The organism is Streptomyces zaehneri, assembly GCF_032248645.1.
Classification (GTDB): domain Bacteria; phylum Actinomycetota; class Actinomycetes; order Streptomycetales; family Streptomycetaceae; genus Streptomyces; species Streptomyces coriariae.
On record NZ_JASTTJ010000002.1, the window covers coordinates 245,311 to 264,263 of the forward strand.

Below are 18,953 nucleotides of genomic sequence, written 5' to 3' on the forward strand. Positions count from 1 at the left end.
AGGAGGACAGGCAAGATGGGGGCGTGACCCTCATCGATCAGTTGCCGCCGACCGCAGACCCCGACGCCCTGTACGAAGCCTTCGAGTCCTGGGCGCAGGAGCGTGGTCTGACGCTCTACCCCCACCAGGAGGAGGCGCTGATCGAGGTGGTCTCCGGGGCGAACGTGATCGTGTCGACGCCCACCGGCTCCGGCAAGAGCATGATCGCGGCGGCCGCGCACTTCGCGGCTCTCGCCCGTGACGAGGTCACCTTCTACACGGCTCCGATCAAGGCGCTGGTGTCGGAGAAGTTCTTCGAGCTGTGCAAGATCTTCGGCACGGAGAACGTCGGCATGCTGACCGGCGACGCGTCGGTGAACTCCGACGCCCCGGTCATCTGCTGCACCGCCGAGGTGCTCGCCTCGATCGCGTTGCGCGACGGCAAGAACGCCGATGTCGGTCAGGTCGTCATGGACGAGTTCCACTTCTACGCGGAGGGCGACCGCGGCTGGGCGTGGCAGATCCCCATCCTGGAGCTGCCCCAGGCGCAGTTCGTGCTGATGTCGGCCACGCTCGGCGACGTGTCGTTCTTCGAGCAGGACCTCGCCCGGCGCACCGGCCGCCCCACGTCGGTGGTCCGCTCGGCGACCCGGCCGGTGCCGCTGTCCTACGAGTACCGGTACACCCCGATGACGGAGACGCTCAGCGACCTGCTGGTCACGAAGCAGGCGCCCGTCTACATCGTGCACTTCACGCAGGCGCAGGCGGTGGAGCGGGCGCAGGCGCTGATGAGCATCAACATGTGCTCGCGCGAGGAGAAGGAACGGATCGCCGACCTGATCGGCAACTTCCGCTTCACCACGAAGTTCGGCCGTAACCTCTCGCGGTACGTGCGGCACGGCATCGGCGTCCACCACGCAGGCATGCTGCCCAAGTACCGGCGTCTGGTGGAGAAGCTCGCCCAGGCCGGCCTGCTGAAGGTGATCTGCGGTACGGACACCCTCGGCGTCGGCGTCAACGTGCCCATCCGGACGGTGCTGTTCACGGCGCTGACCAAGTACGACGGCAACCGGGTGCGTACCCTGCGGGCCCGTGAGTTCCACCAGATCGCGGGCCGGGCCGGCCGGGCCGGCTTCGACACGGCGGGTCTGGTGGTGGCGCAGGCTCCCGAGCACGTCATCGAGAACGAGAAGGCCCTCAACAAGGCCGGTGACGACCCGAAGAAGCGTCGCAAGGTGGTGCGCAAGAAGGCGCCCGAAGGATTCGTGGGCTGGGCGGAGAACACCTTCGACAAGCTCATCGAGTCCGAGCCGGAGCCGCTGACGTCCCGCTTCCGGGTCACGCACACGATGCTGCTGTCGGTGATCGCCCGGCCCGGCAACGCCTTCGAGGCGATGCGGCATCTGCTCGAGGACAACCACGAGCCGCGCAAGCAGCAGCTTCGGCACATCCGGCGCGCGATCGCGATCTACCGCTCCCTGCTGGACGGCGGGGTCGTGGAGAAGCTCGACGAACCGGACGCCTCCGGCCGCGTCGTCCGCCTCACCGTGGACCTTCAGCAGGACTTCGCTCTGAACCAGCCGCTGTCCACCTTCGCGCTGGCCGCGTTCGAACTCCTCGACCCGGAGTCGCCTTCCTACGCACTCGACATGGTCTCCGTCGTGGAGTCCACGTTGGACGACCCGCGTCAGATCCTCGCCGCTCAGCAGAACAAGGCGCGTGGTGAGGCGGTTGCCGCGATGAAGGCGGACGGCGTCGAGTACGAGGAGCGGATGGAGCGCCTCCAGGACATCACGTACCCGAAGCCGCTGGAGGAGCTGCTCTTCCACGCGTACGACACCTACCGCAAGAGCCACCCGTGGGTCGGCGACCATCCGTTGTCGCCGAAGTCCGTCATCCGTGACATGTACGAGCGGGCGATGTCCTTCACCGAGCTGGTGTCCCACTACGAGCTGGCCCGCACCGAGGGCATCGTGCTGCGTTACCTGGCCGGCGCCTACAAGGCCCTCGACCACACCGTCCCGGACGACCTCAAGTCGGAGGATCTCCAGGACCTGGTGGAGTGGCTGGGCGAGATGGTGCGCCAGGTCGACTCGAGTCTGCTGGACGAGTGGGAGCAGCTCGCCAACCCGGCGGAGATGACCGCCGAGGAGGCCCAGGAGAAGGCCGACGAGGTCAAGCCGGTCACGGCCAACGCGCGTGCCTTCCGGGTCCTGGTCCGCAACGCGATGTTCCGCCGTGTCGAGCTCGCCGCTCTCGACCGTGTAGCCGAACTCGGTGAGATGGACGGCGAGTCCGGTTGGGACGCCGACGCCTGGGGCGAGGCGATGGACAAGTACTGGGACGAGTACGACGACCTCGGCACCGGCCCGGACGCGCGAGGCCCCAAGCTGCTCGTCATCCAGGAGGAGCCGCAGAACGCCCTGTGGCGGGTCCGGCAGATCTTCGACGACCCGAACGACGACCACGACTGGGGCATCAGCGCGGAGGTCGACCTCACGGCCTCCGACGCCGAGGGCCGCGCGGTCGTCCGGGTCACCGCCGTCGGCCAGTTGTGAGTACCGAAGAGGGCACAGGAGAAGCGCACCGATGACGAATCCGGCCGAGAGGCTCGTAGACCTGCTCGACCTCGAGCAGATCGAGGTCAACATCTTCCGCGGCCGCAGCCCGCAGGAGTCCCTGCAGCGGGTCTTCGGCGGCCAGGTGGCGGGCCAGGCGCTGGTCGCGGCCGGCCGTACCACCGAGGGAGACCGGCCGGTGCACTCGCTGCACGCGTACTTCCTGCGTCCGGGCCGACCGGGTGTGCCGATCGTGTACCAGGTCGAACGGGTGCGGGACGGGCGGTCCTTCACGACCCGCCGGGTCACCGCCGTGCAGCAGGGGCGCACGATCTTCAATCTCACCGCCTCCTTTCACAAGCCTGAGGAAGGTCCTTTCGAGCACCAGCTGCCGCCGGCTCGCGAGGTCCCGGATCCGGAGTCCCTGCCGACGGTCGTCGAAGAGATCCGCAAGCATCTGGGCGAGTTGCCCGAGCAGTTGGAGCGGATGGCGCGCCGTCAGCCCTTCGACATCCGGTACGCGGACCGGTTGCGCTGGAGCGCCGAGGACGTCAGGGACGCGGAGCCGCGCAGCGCGGTGTGGATGCGTGCCGTCGGGCCGCTGGGCGACGACCCTCTCGTCCACACCTGCGCGCTCACGTACGCGAGTGACATGACCCTCCTGGACGCCGTCCGTCTACCGGTCGAGCCCTTGTGGGGTCCGCGGAACTTCGACATGGCGTCGCTGGACCACGCCATGTGGTTCCATCGACCGTTCCGCGCGGACGAGTGGTTCCTGTACGACCAGGAGTCGCCGATCGCCACCGGCGGACGCGGGCTGGCCCGTGGCCGGATCTACGACCTGGAGGGACGCCTGCTGGTGTCCGTCGTCCAGGAAGGGTTGTTCAGGGCGCTGTAGATCCGGTGCTTCAGCCGCTTCGGCGGCGTAGCCAGGTCAGCAGTCCGCGGGTCGGCCGGTCGGGCGGGTCGGTTTCCTCGGGCCGGTCCGGTGGCCCGGCCGGGGGCGCCGGGGCCGGTTTCCAGGCAGGCCGTGGCGCGGGTTGCTCGGTCCGTGCCTCGGCCAGGGTTCGTTCCAGGTCGTACCTCAGCCAGTCGATCTCGTCGGGGTCGTCGGCCGTCATGATCTTCTCCACGAGGTGCGCGGCCGGTGTGCCGGGGGTGCCGTGGGCGGGCGGCCGGGGCCGGAACCTGTTCAGGTGGGAGCGTTCGTAGGGGTCCTCGACGACCGCCGCGACCTGGAGGGGGTCGAGGAACCCGGCCAGGACTCCGGCGCGTTGCCAGGGGCCCTCGGCCTGTCGGTGCAAGAAGCCGAGGTGGCGTCCCCGCCAGTTACGGGGCCGCAGGTCGACACCCGCATCCAGCTGGCTCCGCAGCACTTCGGGTGTGCGACCGGTCAGCAGGAAGGCGTTGGTCCCGTCAGTGGCGAACTGCTTGAGTTCGTCGGCGAGATAGAGCCAGACGACGGCCCGATAGCGGTTCAGATAGAACCTGACCGGAACCACGAGTCCCAGCCGCGCGAGACGGGTGAACCGGGCCGGGGGCACGCCCATGACGGCGGCGCCTTCGCCGGTGCCCACGGCCAGCACGCTCGCGCGCAGTGCCTCGGGGAAATTGGGGTCCGAGCGCAGACGTTCGATCTCCGCCCGGGCCACCCGACGGCCCCCTCCGCCCTCGTCGGGCATGGTCCTGATGCGCCCGAGGTGCACGGCGAGGTCGAACTCGCTCCGCTTCAGATCCAGCTCCCGCGCTGCCCGGCTCGGCGTGCAGGAAGCGGAAAGTGGTTGCGTGACGGTGTTGCCGGACATGGTCGTCTCCCCCGTGGAGTGAAGTGGAGTGAAGCAGGCCCGCACGGTCGGCGGTGGCCTCGGAAAAAACCGTAGCCGGAATCGCCGACAGCGAGGCGAGCCTGTGGATAACTCCACGGAGGAAGGCGAAGGTACAGTTCAGAGGTCTTCGAGTGGTGCGCGGTCGGGCTGCCGGGCGTCCACGGTGAGGTGCTCTCCGACCCGGTTGACGAGCAGGGTCATCTCGTAGGCGATCTGGCCCATGTCGGCCTCCGCCCCGCTGAGCACGCACAGACAGCTGCCGGTGCCAGCGGCGGTGACGAACAGCACGGCGTCGTCGAACTCGATCATCGTCTGGCGCACTCGGCCCGCGCTGAAGTGACGCCCCGATCCCTTCGCCAGGCTGTGCAGTCCGGACGAAACGGCGGCGAGGTGCTCCGCGTCCTCCCGGGGCAGTCCCGCACTCGCGCCCGCCACCAGCCCGTCGTTGGACAGGACGAGTGCGTGCCGTACGTGGTCGACGCGCTCCGTCAGGTCGTCCAACAGCCAGCCCAGTCCCTGGTTCTGCGCCATGTCCCGCTCCCCGTGTGACATTCCCCGTGTGACCCTCCGCCTCGCTGGAGAATCTGCTCGCCAGCCTTCCCCAGGAGCGGCCGCGGGAGCAAGGAGGATGGCGGCATGGCACAGAAGATGACCGATGAGGAATGGCGGGCGTTCGTCACGTACGGAACCCGCACGGCGAAGCTGTCCACGGTACGGGCCGACGGGAGTCCGCATGTGGTGCCGATCTGGTTCCTGCTCGACGGGGACGAGGTGGTGTTCAACACCGGCGGGGAAACGGTGAAGGGGCGCAATCTGGCGCGGGACGGCCGGGTCGCCCTGTGCATGGACGACGACCGGCCGCCCTTCGACTACGTGGTGCTGCGGGGCCGGGCCCGTATCTCGCAGGACCTCGCCGAGGTCCGGCAGTGGGCGACGCGGATCGCGGCGCGGTACATGGGCGAGGAGCGCGCCGAGGAGTTCGGTGCGCGCAACGGGGTGCCGGGCGAACTGCTCGTCCGGGTCGCCGTCGACAAGGTTCTGGCGCAGAAGAACATCGCTGACTGACCTGGCCTACGCGGGCCGGATCAGCTCACGGAGTCGAGCAGCCGGGCGGTGTGCACCCGCCCGGCGTACTCGACCAGCCGGATCAGCACCTCCTTCCCCGAGTCGCGGTCCCGGGCGTCGCACAGGACGACGGGGGTGCCGCCGTCGAGGTCGAGGGCGCGCGAGACGTCCTGGGCACCGTATGTCCGCGTGCCCACGAAGCAGTTGACGGCCACCACGAACGGGATGTGCCGGTGCTCGAAGTAGTCGACCGCGGGGAAGCAGTCCTCCAGGCGCCGGGTGTCGGCGAGGACCACCGCACCCAGGGCCCCCCGCGACAACTCGTCCCACAGGAACCAGAAGCGATCCTGGCCGGGGGTGCCGAACAGGTAGAGGGAGAGGCCGGAACGGATGGTGATCCGGCCGAAGTCCATGGCGACGGTCGTCGTGACCTTCTGGTCCACGCCGTCGGTGTCGTCCACCGCCTGTCCGGCCTCGCTGAGCAGTTCCTCGGTGCGCAGCGGCTTGATCTCGCTGACCGCGCCCACCATGGTGGTCTTGCCGACGCCGAACCCGCCGGCGACCAGTATCTTCAACGCCAGGGGAGCCGTGTCGACGCCCGTGGTGTCGGAGTGTTCGGAGACCATGGATCACTTCTCTCGGGAGTGTCGGCAACGGTCGAGGTCGGTAAGGAGGTGCCGTGGCTCGGCGCGGCGGTCGCGCGGGGCTTCGGCGCCGGAGCGCGAAGTCAGCATCATGACAACCACAGACCCTTTCCGAGGGGTTCGACCGCTATCTGCCCGATGTGACCGACTCTTGCGTGTTCGGTGTCCGAAGGCGCGCACGAGTCCTTGTGCGGTGGGTCCGTACGCGTCCGGGTCCGTCTGAGGTTCTTCTACAGCGCTCGCAACCCCTCGATCACCTCGCGCAGAATCCGTTCGTCGGGCAGCTGCGCGGGCGGGACCGGGCGGCTGACGGTGACGCAGCCGAGTTCGAGCAGGTCTCCGAGGAGCACCCGGACCACGCCCACGGGAAGGTCCGCGCCCGCCGAGAGTTCGGCGACGGACTGGGTCTCGGTGCGGCAGAGTCCGATGAGGGCGCGGTGTTCCGGTCCGAGCGCCATGCCGTCCGTGCTCGGCGCACCCGGATCCAGGGTGACCAGGGCGATCAGGTCGAAGCGCACTCCGGTGGGTCCCGGCTTCGTGCGCCCGCCGGTCATGGCGTACGGGCGGACGAGCGGGCCGGCCTCGTTGTCGTACCACTGGCTGCCCAGCTCGCACGGGGTGCCGGTCATGTCCTCGGTCATCTGCGTGGGTCGCTCTCTGGCCTCATCCGGCCGCGGTCGGCCGCCCGGCGAGCCGTGGCGCCGTGCGGAGGTGCTCTCCGACCCGCTTGACCAACCGCGCCATCTCGTACGCGACGAGGCCGATGTCGGCGGTCACGGCGGTGAGGACGGCCAGGCAGGAGCCGTCGCCCGCGGCGGCAACGAACAGGAAGCCGTCGTCCATCTCCACCATCGTCTGGCGCACTCCTCCGGCGCCGAAGTGGCGGCCCGCGCCCTTGGCGAGGCTGTGGAAGCCGGAGGCGACGGCGGCGAGGTGTTCGGCGTCCTCCCTCCTGAGGTCGGTCGAGGCACCGACGGCGAGTCCGTCGTTGGACAGCACCACCGAGTGCCGTACCTCGCTCACGCGCATCACCAAGTCGTCCAGCAGCCAGTCGAGTTCGCCGGACCGCTGGGCCGACCTCGTGGTCGGGTCCTGGATCATCTGGGGTCTCCTTCGCTGCTGTCGCTGCCCGGTTCGGGTTCCGGGGCGGCTCCGTGGCCTGGCTGTCTGCCGCCGCCGCGTACCCAGCCCGCCCGGTACGCGGACATCCGGTCCCGTACGAGCTCGGGGGTGCGCCCTTCGTCGCCGCGCGGGCCGTGCGGCCGGGGCGGTTCCTCGGCGAGTGTCCTGCGCAGTTGGGGGGCGAGGTTGGCCTGCCGTACCCGGCGCGGGAGGTCGTCCGATCCTTCGGTGTCCTCCGGGGGACGGTGCGGCCGCAAGGCGGTGACTCCGGGAGGCGGGGGGTCGGCGGCCACCGGTTCGGCCGCCTCTGGTTCGGCGGCGGCCCGTACGGAAGCGGCTCCTACGGGGGCCACCAGCGCGGGGCGGTCGGCGGAGGCGGGGACGGCTTCCTGACGTCGGTCGGCCGTGTGCCGGTCCGCGGTGGACACGCGCGCGTGCACGCGTTCCACGGGCCGCGGCTCGGTCTCCGTGACCTCACGGGCGGAACGTTCCGGCTTGCCGCTGTGCAGCAGCGCCGTCGGCAACAGGACCACCGCGGTGGTGCCGCCGTAGGGCGAGGTCCGCAGATGGACCTTGATGCCGTGCCGGGCGGCGAGCCTGCTGACCACGAACAGGCCGAGCCGGTCGCTGTCGAACAGGTCGAGCGCCTCCGACTGCGCGATGCGCCGGTTGGCCTCGGTGAAGGTCTCCTTGCCCATCCCCAGGCCACGGTCCTCGACCTCGAGGGCGTAGCCGTTGCCCACGGGTTCGCCGGTGACCCGCACCCGCGTGTGCGGGGGCGAGAACTGGGCGGCGTTCTCGACGAGTTCGGCGAGCAGGTGGGTGAGGTCGGCTACGGCGGTGCCGATGACGGCTGCCTCCGGTAGCTGCCGCACCTCCACGCGCGCGTAGTCCTCGACCTCGGAGACGGCGGCACGGACCACGTTGGTGAGGGACACCGGCATGCGCCAGGCACGGCCGGGCGCCGCCCCGGAGAGGATGATCAGGCTCTCCGCGTGGCGCCGCATGCGGGTGGTGAGATGGTCGAGCCGGAAGAGGTCGCTCAGCTCGTCGGGATCGTCGGAGCGGCGCTCCATGCTGTCCAGAAGGCTCAGCTGACGATGGACGAGGACCTGGCTGCGGCGGGCGAGGTTGACGAACACCCCGGAGATGCCGCCGGCCAGTTCGGCGCGTTCCACGGCGGCCCGCAGTGCTGCGCGGTGCACGGTGCCCAGGGCCTGGGCGACCTGCCCGGTCTCGTCCTCGGAGGGAGGCCCGGACGGCGCTTCGGCGCGGACGTCGATCTCCTCCCCGGCGCGCAGCTTCCGCATGGCCTCCGGGAGTTTGCGCCGGGCGATCTCCAGGGCGCTGTTGCGCAGGCTGACCAGCTCGACGACGAGTCCGCGGCCGATGCGCACGGAGATGACGAGCGAGGCGACGACGGCGGCGAGGCCGAGCAGCACGGCGGCGCCGGCCGAGGTGAGCAGACCCCGGGTGAACGGGTCGGCGCGGTCGGCGACACCGCGTCCGGCGTCCGCCTCGATCGTCCGCATCCCGTTCTGCACGCGCGCGTGAGCACTGTCCCAGACGCTCGCGGGGGCGGCTGCGAGGGCCTTCGCGCCGGGCCCGTGCGCGAGGGCCCTGTCCTCGGCGGCGTACAGGGCCGCGTAGGTGGTGCCGGTGGCGAGCCGCTGCCAGGCGGTGCGTTCGGGCCCGCGCAGGTCCGCGACGGCCGATTCGGTCAGGGTGCGGCGGGTGTCGACGGCGCCGGTGAAGAGCCGCAGGCGCTCGCCGTCGAGGCGTCCGGCGAGGCGCGCGCCGGCGAGGACGGCGCCCTCCTGGGCCAGCGCCTCCCCCGCGCGGGAGAACTCGAGCAGCACGCGCGCGTCCGAGCCGAGTTCGGCGTCCTGGACGCCGGAGAGGGCGCCGCCGACCGAGAAGGCCGCCGAGATCGTGTTCGTGTACCGGCCGTACGTCTGCGTCCAGCCGGCGCTGCCGTCCAGGACCGCGGTCCGCAGCGAAGTCAGGCCCTCGGCCCCGGAGACGAACGTCTCGAGCCGCTGCGCCACTCCCGCGGGCAGGTCCTGGCCGTCGGCAACGGTGCTGTCGTCGCCGAGCCGCAGCCGGCCCACCGCGCGGTCCGTGCGTTCCGCGAGCGCCTTCAGGTCGCCGCCCTGCCCGGGGGCGGGCTTCGTCGCGTAGCGTACGGCGGCCGCCCGCTCGGTCTGGAGGGCGGCCACCGCGGCTGCCACCGGGGCGCGGACCTGGGAGTCCACGCGCTGCAACTGGCGCAGCCCGGACACGTCCTGGGCGGTGCTGACGGTGGCGTACGCCCACAGGGCGAGCAGGGAGACGACCGGCACCATCAGCAGGCAGACGATCTTGGCGCGTACGGTGCGCGGCCTGATGCACCAGCGCTCCGCGCGCGGGGATATCGCGTCCGCGGGCGTGTCGATGTGCTCGTCCGCGCCCTCGTCGGCGGGCGGTCCGGCGTGGGCGCGGCGCCCGCGTGTGGGGGGCGGCGCCTCGGCGCCTGCCGTGGGGGTCCTACGGGGTGTACGCATGGCCTCCTCGCTCGGAAGGGGTCAGGGACGGGCGGCCGGTCGCGTCAGACGGGCCGGGCCTGCTGTCGGACGGTGAGGCTGTCCACGGGCTGCTGGGCCGAGGCGGACGCCTCGCGCTCCCCCGTGGTGGGCGACAGCGCGACGAAGGCCGAGGTCAGGAAGAGATAGGAGCCGAGGCCGACGGCGAGCGGGAAGATGAACTGCATCGCCGAGGCCCCCGGCAGCGGCTCGCCGGAGGGCGTGACATGGACGCTCACGGCGAACATCGCGGTGTAGTGCATGCTGCTCACCGCCGCGCCCATGACGAGGGAGGCGAGGGTGACCGCGGTCGGCGACCTGATGTTGAGGGCCGCCCAGAGGGCCGCGGTCGCCGCGACGACGGCGATCAGGACGGACAGTCCGACGCGCACGGGGTCGTAGGTCACGTCGGCGTGCAGCCGGACGGCGGCCATGCCCAGGTAGTGCATGCTGGCCACCCCCAGGCCGGTGGTGAGGCCGCCGATCAGCAACGCGCGCGTGCGGTCACGGCTGTAGCCGACGGCGAAGACGCCGGCGCAGACGACGACCATGGCGACGAGAAGGCTGAGCACGGTCAGCGGAACGTCGTAGCGGATGTCGGTGCCGCTTACGGCGAAGCCGAGCATGGCCACGAAATGCATGGTCCAGATTCCGGTGCCGATCGCCGAGGCGGCGGTGATCAGCCAGTTGCGGCGCGAGCGTCCGGTGGCGCCGAGCGCCCGCACGGTGCAGCGCAGTCCGAGGGCGGCGCCCACGCAGGCCATCGCGTACGACAGCACGGGGGTCAGCCAGCCGAAGGCGGCGTGGTCCAGGTGTCCCATGGCCACGGGACGCTAGTGGGAGCACGGGAGCACAAAGGGGGCGCATTTCGAAAGGTGTTGAAATGTGGCGCAGCGGTGCGCCGGAACGACCGGGTCAGGCTCGAACGTGTGCACCGAGGCGTCGTTCGTGTCGGTGAGGGATCATGCGGAGCATGAGCGACGACCACACACACGTTCAGGGGTTCTTCGGCGCGCGGGCCGCGGACTGGGACAGCCGCTTCCCGGACGACGGTCCCGCCTACGCCGCCGCGGTCGGCGAACTCGGCCTGCGCGCGGGAGACCGCGTGCTGGACGCGGGCTGCGGCACCGGGAGGGCCCTGACGCCGCTGCGGGCGGCCGTGGGACCGTCGGGAGTGGTCGTCGGGGCGGATCTGACCCCGGCCATGCTGACGGCCGCCGTACGGGCCGGGCGCGACCGTGCCGGGCGGCTGATGCTCACCGACGTGACCGCGCTCCCCTTGCGCTCCGGGTCGCTGGACGCCGTGTTCGCGGCCGGCCTCGTCGCCCACCTCCCCCGGCCGGAGGAGAACCTGCGGGAACTGGCGCGGGTGGTGCGCCCCGGCGGCACGCTGGCACTGTTCCACCCGATCGGCAGGGCGGCGCTCGCGGCTCGTCAGGGAAGGCAGCTCACACCGGAGGACCTGCGTGCGGAACCCAACCTCCGCCCGCTGCTCGCCGGTTCGGGCTGGCGCATGACGTCGTACTCCGACGAGGACGCCCGCTTCCTGGCCCTGGCCGTGCGCGAGGCCTGAGGGCTCACGCCTCCCCGGCGGCCGCCCGCACGAATGCGTCGGGGTTGTCGAACATGACGTTGTGACCGGCGCCCGGGACCGTCACCACGCGCACCCCGCCGCCTCCAGGGCGTCCGCTCACCGACGAGAGTGAAGCGCACTGCGCCGCGAGCTCGCCGTACCCGCCCCAGGCGACATCACCGACGAGAACCACTGGTTCACGGCTCGCCTTCCTCCTGCACCTCGACGACACGGCCGCCCAGGCGGCCGTGCCACGCCGCCGACTGGCCTTCCTGGAGGAGCCCGCGAGTTCCTTCCACGAAGGCGACCGGCCGCTGCGGGCCGAGGAGCTGGAGGACCCGTTCCGGCGCGGTGTGCTGACCATCGCGCGTGCCACGTCCCGGGCCGAGTTCACCTGGCTGCGCGACCCACTCGCCTCACTGGGCGGCTGCCCCGCCCGGCTGCCGGACGGGGCAGCCTCGGACGCCGGGCACCGGGCGGGTGCCGAGCTCGCCCAGCCGGAAGCCGTTCGGGTACCCCTTGATCTCCCGGTTCTGCCGCGCGTGGTGGGGTGCGCGACGCGGCGGCAGCAGCCGCACCAGGCGTCCACGCGCGCGTAGCGCAGCCCGCACCGACCCGCGGGTCCCGGGGCTCGGAGGGGTGTAGCGAAACGCCGTCAACAGGTGCTCGTCGAGCAGCGCGAGTGTGGCGTTGCGCAGGACGGGTGCCAGCGGCCTCGGATACCAGGAGGCCATCAGGGTGAGCGTGGCGTCCGAAACCCGGCGCGCGCCCTCGTCCCAGGCGAAATGAGCCTCTTCGTAGGCGTCGAGACAGGCCTCGAACTCCTCGTAGGTCTCGGGGATGTCCTGGATGCCCATGTGCTGGCCCAGGGTCCGGTAGTGCACCGTGCAGGCGACGACCTCGTGGCGCGACAGCCTGCGCCATCCGTAGGCGTCGATCCATCGCTTCGGCATCACGACGAAGGTGCAGAGCACGTACCGCATGTCGTCGTTGCTGATGTCGTAGGAGCGGTGCATCTGGTTGATGCGGCGGACGGCCGTCCGGCCCTGCTCGCTGTCGAAGCCGTGCTCGATGACGGCGTCGAGCAGGAGCGAGGTGTCGTCGTAGCGCTTCTGGGCGCGGTCAGTGAGTTCCGCCGTCGCGGCGAGCAGACGCCCGATGCTCGGCACCGCATAGGTGCGGTACAGCGCCAGTTCCAGGGCGCGGGTGACGTCCCAGGGGAACTCGTACGCCGCGGTGAGTCGGTAGATCTCGGACGCGTCCTCGTACGGGTCCATCCGCCGGATCTGCCTGAGCCGTTCGAAGCGCTTCACCGCACGGTCCCCCTTCTGTCGCCGGAACTCCAACTCTAGTTTGAACAGAAGGAGATGAAGGATCAGTCAGGCAACCACGCAGGGGGAAGGCGGTCGGCATGTACGACAGGATCCGCAAGGCCTACGGGAGATTCCGCGACACGATGCGCGCGCGGTCTCGTCCGGGCGGGGGGCGTCCCGAGAAGGAGTCGCGTGGTGGCGGGAAACGCACCCACAACCTGTTCGAGGCGGCCGCCGCGTACGTCTCGGCGTGCGCCGAGGACGATCAGGAGAGCATCGACGAGGCGGCGGGCTGGGTGTCGCCGGAGGCGCTGTCCTTCGGGGTCAACGAGCTGGCCTGTCGCGCGGTCATCGCGCTCGCCCGGGAGCGCGACGAATCGCCCCGTACCGTGGCTCGTGAGCTCCTCGGACTGCCGTCGGCGTGACGCGCGCAACGGCCGGGGGTGGTCGATTCGCCCCGTCCGACCGGAAAGCCGCAGCTCGGGTGTGCCGGGGAGTCGTGACAAGCGCCTTCCCGCCGCACTAGGGTGCGCGCCGTTGGACAAACCTATGGGGAGGCTGGGATGGCTGGGACGGACGAGGACGCCGTCGCCGCCGCGGACGATGCGCTCTATGTGCTCACGGCGGTGCTGCTGACGCCGGCGAAGTTCCCGAGCGCGCTGGGCGACGACTACCCGGAGGCCTGTGCGGCGCTCGGCCTCCCGCCGCTCGCCGACGGGTACGGATTGGTGCTGGGCCAGGACGGCGAGGGCGCGCGGTGGACCGTCGTCATCGACGACGTGTCGCTGGTGGCCGTCGCCATCGCGTCGTGGGACTGCGGCATGGAGTACGACCTGTCGCCCGGCGAGCGGACGGTCGTCGCCGCCCTGCCCGGCTGGCCGCTGGCGGTCGCCGTCGCGGCTCCCGGCGTGCCCGCGCCGCACGATCCCGCCGCCGAGGTCGCGGAGGGTCCCGCGCTGGCACCTCCGGACACGACCACCTGGGGTCCGGCCCAGCGACGGCTGGGGGCCGACGAGATCGCGCTCCAGTGGGCCCTGTGGCGCGAGCAGATCGACGACGCGGACTTCGCCCGCCCCCAGGAGAGCACCACCGCGGACGCCGGCGCAGGCGCCGACCAGAGGGCCCGGGACGAAGAGACCAGCGGGTCCGACAGCGCGGACCGCGCCGACGCGGCGAACGGGGTCAGCGGGGGCAACGGGGCCGAGAAGGGCGCGGCGAGCGGCCACAGCGGCATCCGACGCGTCCTCGCCGAGGTACGCGCCTACGTGGACGCCCCGCCCCCGCTCGGCCGCGTCCGGTCGTCGTTCGCTCCCGGTGACGCGCGTACGCTGCGCGCCGACGGCCCCGGCTGGTCGCTGGTCGCCAGGACCGACGACATCGCCTTCGTCCTGCTCGACGAAGAGCCCGGCGAGGTGCTGCCGGTCGGCCGTGGACCCGAACTGCCCGGGCTCCTCGAAGCGCTCGACAAGATGGCCGTACGGCCGCTCTGAGGTCGCGGCGCTCGCTCTGTGGCCGTTCGGCGCCCACTCCATGGGCCTGACGGCGCGGATGTGCGCAGGACGGGGACCGCGACGCGGTCCCCGTCGCTTCAGCGGCCCAGCTCCTTGCGCGTGGCACGGCGCAGCCTGCGCCGCTGAGAGGGATCCAAGGTGAGGTAGGCCGCCGCCGGAACCCCCAGCACGATCAGCAGGGCGGCCCACCAGGGCAGCCAGATCAACAACAGCAGTCCGACCGCCACACCCCCTGCGGCGATCTTCGCGTTCTTCGACATGTGCGTCGCCTCCTTCGCGGCCACTGCCGCTCTCTGCCATGAAAACGGCTCCACGCGGCCCACGGTTCCGGACTCGACCCTGAGACGTCCCTGAGGTACAGCCCCGAGACGCCCCTGAGAGTTCCCGTCCCAGGATGGCGGACCGGACCGGATCCTCACACGGTGCGCGCTTGTCGCCGCAGTGCTGTACCCTCGGCGACCCCGTCCCCTGGTAGTCAAGTTTGAAGAGTAGTTTCATCACCGTACAGAGGGTTCCCCTGGAGACACCGTTCGAGATCTCCGAACTGGCACGTTGCTCCGCCGTGTTCATGCCCGGCACGCCGGCCCGGACCGGCGGTGTCGCCTTCTGGCGACCCGACGACGGCGCCCTTCCTTCCGCAGCCGACCGATGGGGGCAGCAACTGTCCCTCGTTCGACCCACCGGCTCCGGTGTGGCCCTCGCGCGCGTGCCCGTCCTCCTCCTGCCGCTGGAAGAGGCCTTGCCTCTCCTCACGCGCGCGCGTGCCGTGCCGGACGGACACCGGGCCGCCGCCTTCTGGGGTGCGGCCGCACTGCTGGCCCTGCGGTGTGTGGCTCGCGGTCTCCTGCTGCCCGGTCTGTCGCCGGAGGACCACGACGCCTGGCGGATCGGCCCGCTGGCTCCGGAGGACATCGATCAGGTACGCCGACTGGCCGCCTCGATGCCGCCCGAGGCACACGCCGTCCCCGTGGACGAGGCCCCGCCCCTGCGCCTTCCCGACCCCGAGCGACTGCTGCGCGCCTTCCTGGACGCCGTGGCGGACGCGCTCCCCCGCACTCCCGCCGCGCCGCTCCTGACGGGAGGGCCGGCCTACGCGGCCCCGCAGCCCCGGCACCTGCCGGAACTGTCCTCGTGGGCGGCCGACGTCGCCGCGGGCCACGACGCCGGCGTACGCATCTCGCTGCGGATCGAGGTCTGCGGGCTCGACATGCCCGGGATCGACGCGCCCAGTTTCCGGGCCGTGCCGCAGGTGCACAGCGTGCGCGACCCCGCGCTCGTCGCGGACGCCACCGACGTCTGGGCGGACACCGGCGTCACTCGCGGGGCGTTCGGCCCCCGCGCGCGGATGGACGCCTTGCTCGCCCTGCGCCGTGCGGCCCGTGCCTGGCCGCCGCTGATCCCCCTGCTGTCGGCCACCGTGCCGGACGCCGTCGAGCTCCTCGACGAGGAGCTGTCCGAGCTGCTGGGCGAGGGCTCGCGGGCACTGGCGGGCGCGGGGATCGAAGTGCACTGGCCGAGGGAGTTCGCCCGCACCCTCACCGCCCGAGCGGTCGTGGGGCCGCCCGAGCAGGAAGCAGGGCGCGACCGGCTCGGCGCGGACACACCGTCCTTCCTGTCGGCGGACTCGCTCCTGACGTTCACCTGGTGGTTCGGACTGGGCGGCCAGCAGCTGACCCGCGAGGAGCTGGACCGGCTGGCCGAGGCCGATCGGCCTCTGGTGCGACTGCGCGACCAATGGGTCCTGATCGACCCACGGGAACTGCGCCGGGCCCGCGCGCAAGAGGACCGCAGGATGACGCCCGTGGATGCGCTGGGCGCGGCTCTGACGGGCTCGACGGAGGTGGACGGCCGCCGGGTCGACGTGCGGCCCACCGGGTGGCTGGCGGCCCTGCGAGAGCGGCTGACGCAGCCCGAGGCGCAGGAGCCCGTGGCACAGCCCGCGGCCCTGGACGCCACGCTGCGCGACTACCAGCGGCGCGGCCTGGAATGGCTGGCCCGGACCACGGCGCTGGGACTGGGGTGCTGTCTGGCGGACGACATGGGGCTCGGCAAGACCGTCACGCTGATCGCCCTGCACCTGCACCGCCGGAGTGACGCCTCGGCGGCGGGTCCCACCCTCGTGGTCTGTCCGACGTCCCTGATGGGCAACTGGCAGCGGGAGATCGAGAAATTCGCGCCGGGCACGCCGGTGCGCCGCTTCCACGGTCCGCAGCGTGATCTGGCGTCCCTGGCCGACGGGGAGTTCGTCCTGACCACCTACGGCACGCTGCGCCTGGACGCGGGACGGCTCGGCGAGGTGCCGTGGGGCCTGGTCGTGGCCGACGAGGCCCAGCACGTGAAGAACCCGTACTCGGCGACCGCGCGGGCGCTGCGCACCATCGACGCACGCGCGCGGGTGGCGCTCACGGGCACACCGGTGGAGAACAACCTGTCGGAGCTGTGGGCCATCCTGGACTGGACGACACCCGGCCTGCTGGGCCGGCTCGGCGCCTTCCGTACGCGATACGCGCGAGCCGTGGAGAGCGGAGGGGACCCGGCCGCGGCGGAGCGGCTCGGCCGGCTCGTGGGACCGTTCCTGCTGCGCCGCCGCAAGTCGGACCCGGGGATCGCCCCCGAGCTGCCGCCCAAGACGGAGACCGATCGGCCCGTGGCCCTCACACCGGAGCAGACCGGCCTGTACGAGGCCGTGGTGCGCGAGACGCTCGCCGCGATCGCCGAAGCGGACGACATGGCGCGCCGGGGGCTGATCGTGAAGCTCCTGACCGGTCTCAAGCAGATCTGCAACCACCCGGCGCAGTACCTCAAGGAGGAACGGCCGAGGACAGCCGGACGCTCCGGGAAACTCGAGCTCCTGGACGAGCTGCTCGACACCCTCCTCGCCGAGGGGGCGAGCGTGCTGGTCTTCACGCAGTACGTGCGGCTGGCGCGGCTCCTCGAACAGCACTTGGCGGCGCGGGGCGTACCCACGCAGTTCCTGCACGGCGGTACCCCCGTCACCGAGCGCGAGCACATGGTCCGGCGTTTCCAGGACGGTGAGGCCCCCGTGTTCCTGTTGTCGCTCAGGGCCGCGGGCACGGGCCTCAACCTCACGCGCGCGGAGCACGTCGTGCACTACGACCGCTGGTGGAACCCGGCCGTCGAGGCACAGGCCACGGACCGGGCGTACCGCATCGGCCAGACCCGGCCCGTCCAGGTGCACCGGCTGATCGCCGAAGGCACGATCGAGGACCGCATCGCCGCCATGCTGCGCCGTAAGCAGGATCTCGCGGACGCCGTTCTCGGGTCCGGCGAGGCGGCGCTCACGGAACTGACGGACGCCGAGCTGGCCGATCTGGTGAAACTGCGAAGGGATGCGCGATGAACCGGCACGACAGCGTCGAGGAACGGATCTTCGCCGCATTGCCTCCCGCACACGGGAGGGGCTTCGCCCAGACGTGGTGGGGACGCGCGTGGCTGACCGCGCTCGAGGACGGCGCGCTGGACCGGGAGCAGGTGAGGACGGGCCGTCGGCTCGCGCGCGCGGGCGCCGTGGGCGCGGTGTCGGTGCGACCGGGGCGGATCACGGCCGTCGTCCAGGACCGCGATCACACGCGGTACAGGGCCGACGTGCTGCTCGACCGGCTCCCGGACGACCACTGGGACCGCCTGCTGGATCTGGCGGTGGGGCGCGCGGGGCACGTCGCCGCGCTGCTCGACCGGGAGATGCCCCCCGATCTGGTCGAGGACGCCGAGTCGGCCGGCGTCGACCTGCTTCCTGGGCTGGGCGACCTCGAGGCGCAGTGCGACTGCGGCGCCTGGGACCACTGCGGCCACACGGCGGCCGTCTGCTACCAGGTGGCGAGGCTGCTCGACCAGGATCCCTTCGTCCTCCTGCTGCTTCGGGGACGTGCGGAACAGAGCCTTCTGGACGACCTCCAGGCGCGTGGCTCGGCCACTCGGCCCGACGCCGAGCCGCTGCGGGCCGAAGGCGTGGACGCGGCGGAGGCGTACGCGGCCGGGAACATCCTGCCCCCGCTGCCCGCTGTGCCCCTGCTCCCGCCGGAGCCGGGTGTGCCGCCCTCCTGGGACACGGATGCCCCGCCCCCGGCCGGGGTCGAACCGGCGGCGCTGGAGATCCTGGCCGTCCGGACGGCCGCCGCGGCACACCTGCTGCTCGCGGAGGCACTCCGCGAGGGAGCGCAACGGCGTGCGCCGACGGCCCGGTTGACCGTGGGCCAGGACGCCGTACGGCTGGCGGAGGGCGTCCTCGACGTATCCGGGACGGTGGATCGACCCGACGAGGCCCTTCTGGGCCGTCTCGCCTCCGGGTCGGGGCGGGACCGGGCGGAACTGGCCGCAGCCGTCCTGGCCTGGCGACACGGCGGGGCGGCCGCCCTGTCCGTGCTCGAGGAGGAGTGGGTCGTGGAAAGCGAGGCGTTCGCACGCGCGCGTGCCGCGCTGGACTCGGCCTGGGAGGACGACGAGCGGCCGGTGCTGCGGGCCCAGGGCAACCGGTGGACGGTCGTCGGGACGACCTGCCAACTGCGGCTGGGGCGGGACGGCAGATGGTGGCCGTACCGCGAGGAGGACGGCCGCTGGATGCCGGCCGGGGACGCGGCCCACGACCCGGCGACGGCTCTGGCCGTGGCCCGCCCCGGCAGCGAGGAAGCGCTTTCCTAGGCCGGGCTCCCTACGACGACACGCGGGGCGTCGGTCCGACGGGCGGCCGACGCCCCCTGTTCATCCGGAGGTCGTACGGCGTTCGGCGCGTGCCCCAAACCTGGCCGCTGTCAGCGAACTTGTCGCATCTTCTCCTCAGGAG

The 18,953-nt window shown here is 71.9% G+C and carries 17 protein-coding genes and 2 pseudogenes; 9 read left to right on the forward strand and 10 right to left on the reverse strand.

Annotation, left to right across the window (positions count from 1 at the left end; genetic code table 11):
• Positions 1 to 23: 23 nt before the first annotated feature.
• Complete coding sequence (locus tag QQM72_RS03950) at positions 24 to 2,537, forward strand: DEAD/DEAH box helicase (protein ID WP_314219357.1); 2,514 nt, start codon at positions 24 to 26, stop codon at positions 2,535 to 2,537.
• 31 nt (positions 2,538 to 2,568) lie between these two features.
• Positions 2,569 to 3,435, forward strand: a complete 867-nt coding sequence (locus tag QQM72_RS03955; RefSeq protein WP_314219358.1) for an acyl-CoA thioesterase — start codon at positions 2,569 to 2,571, stop codon at positions 3,433 to 3,435.
• Between the two features lie 10 nt (positions 3,436 to 3,445).
• Here the strand turns inward: QQM72_RS03955 and QQM72_RS03960 are convergent, their stop codons facing one another.
• Complete coding sequence (locus QQM72_RS03960) at positions 3,446 to 4,342, reverse strand: DUF6397 family protein (RefSeq protein ID WP_314219359.1); 897 nt, start codon at positions 4,340 to 4,342, stop codon at positions 3,446 to 3,448.
• Between the two features lie 138 nt (positions 4,343 to 4,480).
• Positions 4,481 to 4,894 (reverse strand): roadblock/LC7 domain-containing protein, encoded by a 414-nt coding sequence (locus tag QQM72_RS03965; protein WP_314219360.1) that lies wholly within the window; start codon positions 4,892 to 4,894, stop codon positions 4,481 to 4,483.
• A 105-nt stretch (positions 4,895 to 4,999) separates the two neighbouring features.
• Between QQM72_RS03965 and QQM72_RS03970 the strand changes: the two genes are divergently transcribed.
• Positions 5,000 to 5,428 carry a PPOX class F420-dependent oxidoreductase gene (locus QQM72_RS03970; RefSeq protein WP_314219361.1) on the forward strand — a complete coding sequence of 143 codons (429 nt, stop codon included), beginning with the start codon at positions 5,000 to 5,002 and terminating at the stop codon, positions 5,426 to 5,428.
• Positions 5,429 to 5,448: 20 nt separating this feature from the next.
• On the opposite strand, the gene QQM72_RS03975 is transcribed toward QQM72_RS03970, so the two are convergent.
• The 5 genes from QQM72_RS03975 to QQM72_RS03995 form a co-directional block, all read right to left on the reverse strand.
• The gene (locus QQM72_RS03975) at positions 5,449 to 6,054 is read right to left on the reverse strand and encodes a GTP-binding protein (protein WP_314219362.1); all 606 of its coding nucleotides are present in this window, start codon (positions 6,052 to 6,054) and stop codon (positions 5,449 to 5,451) included.
• 248 nt (positions 6,055 to 6,302) lie between these two features.
• Positions 6,303 to 6,713: a DUF742 domain-containing protein gene (locus tag QQM72_RS03980; protein ID WP_314219363.1), complete on the reverse strand. Its 411-nt coding sequence runs from the start codon at positions 6,711 to 6,713 to the stop codon at positions 6,303 to 6,305.
• A gap of 22 nt (positions 6,714 to 6,735) precedes the next feature.
• Positions 6,736 to 7,173 carry a roadblock/LC7 domain-containing protein gene (locus QQM72_RS03985; protein WP_314219364.1) on the reverse strand — a complete coding sequence of 146 codons (438 nt, stop codon included), beginning with the start codon at positions 7,171 to 7,173 and terminating at the stop codon, positions 6,736 to 6,738.
• A complete protein-coding gene (locus QQM72_RS03990) occupies positions 7,170 to 9,737 on the reverse strand; it encodes a sensor histidine kinase (protein WP_314219365.1) in 2,568 nt (855 codons plus the stop codon). Before QQM72_RS03990 ends, QQM72_RS03985 begins: the two co-directional genes overlap by 4 nt.
• 44 nt (positions 9,738 to 9,781) lie before the next feature.
• Positions 9,782 to 10,576 (reverse strand): MHYT domain-containing protein, encoded by a 795-nt coding sequence (locus tag QQM72_RS03995; protein ID WP_314219366.1) that lies wholly within the window; start codon positions 10,574 to 10,576, stop codon positions 9,782 to 9,784.
• Between the two features lie 152 nt (positions 10,577 to 10,728).
• On the opposite strand from QQM72_RS03995, the gene QQM72_RS04000 reads away from it, so the two are divergent.
• Positions 10,729 to 11,328 carry a class I SAM-dependent methyltransferase gene (locus QQM72_RS04000; protein ID WP_314219367.1) on the forward strand — a complete coding sequence of 200 codons (600 nt, stop codon included), beginning with the start codon at positions 10,729 to 10,731 and terminating at the stop codon, positions 11,326 to 11,328.
• A gap of 4 nt (positions 11,329 to 11,332) precedes the next feature.
• Here the strand turns inward: QQM72_RS04000 and QQM72_RS04005 are convergent.
• Positions 11,333 to 11,425 (reverse strand): annotated as a pseudogene (locus QQM72_RS04005) (alpha/beta fold hydrolase); the annotation flags it as partial.
• Between the two features lie 42 nt (positions 11,426 to 11,467).
• On the opposite strand from QQM72_RS04005, the pseudogene QQM72_RS04010 reads away from it, so the two are divergent.
• Positions 11,468 to 11,756, forward strand: a pseudogene (locus QQM72_RS04010) (PadR family transcriptional regulator); the annotation flags it as partial.
• Here the strand turns inward: QQM72_RS04010 and QQM72_RS04015 are convergent.
• Entirely contained in the window at positions 11,745 to 12,641 is an 897-nt protein-coding gene (locus QQM72_RS04015; RefSeq protein ID WP_314219368.1) for an oxygenase MpaB family protein, read from the reverse strand. The pseudogene QQM72_RS04010 and the gene QQM72_RS04015 sit on opposite strands and share 12 nt — an antisense overlap.
• Before the next feature lie 98 nt (positions 12,642 to 12,739).
• Between QQM72_RS04015 and QQM72_RS04020 the strand changes: the two genes are divergently transcribed.
• Both QQM72_RS04020 and QQM72_RS04025 read left to right on the forward strand, forming a co-directional pair.
• Positions 12,740 to 13,066 (forward strand): hypothetical protein, encoded by a 327-nt coding sequence (locus tag QQM72_RS04020; RefSeq protein WP_314219369.1) that lies wholly within the window; start codon positions 12,740 to 12,742, stop codon positions 13,064 to 13,066.
• Positions 13,067 to 13,204: 138 nt separating this feature from the next.
• On the forward strand, positions 13,205 to 14,131 hold the full coding sequence (locus tag QQM72_RS04025; RefSeq protein WP_314219370.1) for a hypothetical protein: 927 nt from the start codon (positions 13,205 to 13,207) through the stop codon (positions 14,129 to 14,131).
• A gap of 98 nt (positions 14,132 to 14,229) precedes the next feature.
• Here the strand turns inward: QQM72_RS04025 and QQM72_RS04030 are convergent, their stop codons facing one another.
• On the reverse strand, positions 14,230 to 14,412 hold the full coding sequence (locus QQM72_RS04030; RefSeq protein ID WP_020125819.1) for a hypothetical protein: 183 nt from the start codon (positions 14,410 to 14,412) through the stop codon (positions 14,230 to 14,232).
• 308 nt (positions 14,413 to 14,720) lie between these two features.
• On the opposite strand from QQM72_RS04030, the gene QQM72_RS04035 reads away from it, so the two are divergent.
• Together QQM72_RS04035 and QQM72_RS04040 are read left to right on the forward strand one after the other, a co-directional pair.
• Positions 14,721 to 17,513 carry a DEAD/DEAH box helicase gene (locus QQM72_RS04035; protein WP_314219371.1) on the forward strand — a complete coding sequence of 931 codons (2,793 nt, stop codon included), beginning with the start codon at positions 14,721 to 14,723 and terminating at the stop codon, positions 17,511 to 17,513.
• Complete coding sequence (locus QQM72_RS04040) at positions 17,510 to 18,811, forward strand: SWF or SNF family helicase (protein ID WP_314219372.1); 1,302 nt, start codon at positions 17,510 to 17,512, stop codon at positions 18,809 to 18,811. The genes QQM72_RS04035 and QQM72_RS04040 overlap by 4 nt, the downstream gene beginning before the upstream one ends.
• The last annotated feature ends 142 nt before the right edge of the window (positions 18,812 to 18,953 follow it).

Bases quoted from the DNA above. Each gene is read 5' to 3' on its own strand.
- QQM72_RS03955 (WP_314219358.1), top strand. From the start codon at position 2,569: ATGACGAATCCGGCCGAGAGGCTCGTAGACCTGCTCGACCTCGAGCAG.
- QQM72_RS03960 (WP_314219359.1), bottom strand. From the start codon at position 4,342: ATGTCCGGCAACACCGTCACGCAACCACTTTCCGCTTCCTGCACGCCG.
- QQM72_RS03965 (WP_314219360.1), bottom strand. From the start codon at position 4,894: ATGGCGCAGAACCAGGGACTGGGCTGGCTGTTGGACGACCTGACGGAG.
- QQM72_RS03970 (WP_314219361.1), top strand. From the start codon at position 5,000: ATGGCACAGAAGATGACCGATGAGGAATGGCGGGCGTTCGTCACGTAC.
- QQM72_RS03975 (WP_314219362.1), bottom strand. From the start codon at position 6,054: ATGGTCTCCGAACACTCCGACACCACGGGCGTCGACACGGCTCCCCTG.
- QQM72_RS03980 (WP_314219363.1), bottom strand. From the start codon at position 6,713: ATGACCGAGGACATGACCGGCACCCCGTGCGAGCTGGGCAGCCAGTGG.
- QQM72_RS03985 (WP_314219364.1), bottom strand. From the start codon at position 7,173: ATGATCCAGGACCCGACCACGAGGTCGGCCCAGCGGTCCGGCGAACTC.
- QQM72_RS03990 (WP_314219365.1), bottom strand. From the start codon at position 9,737: ATGCGTACACCCCGTAGGACCCCCACGGCAGGCGCCGAGGCGCCGCCC.
- QQM72_RS03995 (WP_314219366.1), bottom strand. From the start codon at position 10,576: ATGGGACACCTGGACCACGCCGCCTTCGGCTGGCTGACCCCCGTGCTG.
- QQM72_RS04000 (WP_314219367.1), top strand. From the start codon at position 10,729: ATGAGCGACGACCACACACACGTTCAGGGGTTCTTCGGCGCGCGGGCC.
- QQM72_RS04020 (WP_314219369.1), top strand. From the start codon at position 12,740: ATGTACGACAGGATCCGCAAGGCCTACGGGAGATTCCGCGACACGATG.
- QQM72_RS04025 (WP_314219370.1), top strand. From the start codon at position 13,205: ATGGCTGGGACGGACGAGGACGCCGTCGCCGCCGCGGACGATGCGCTC.
- QQM72_RS04030 (WP_020125819.1), bottom strand. From the start codon at position 14,412: ATGTCGAAGAACGCGAAGATCGCCGCAGGGGGTGTGGCGGTCGGACTG.
- QQM72_RS04035 (WP_314219371.1), top strand. From the start codon at position 14,721: ATGCCCGGCACGCCGGCCCGGACCGGCGGTGTCGCCTTCTGGCGACCC.
- QQM72_RS04040 (WP_314219372.1), top strand. From the start codon at position 17,510: ATGAACCGGCACGACAGCGTCGAGGAACGGATCTTCGCCGCATTGCCT.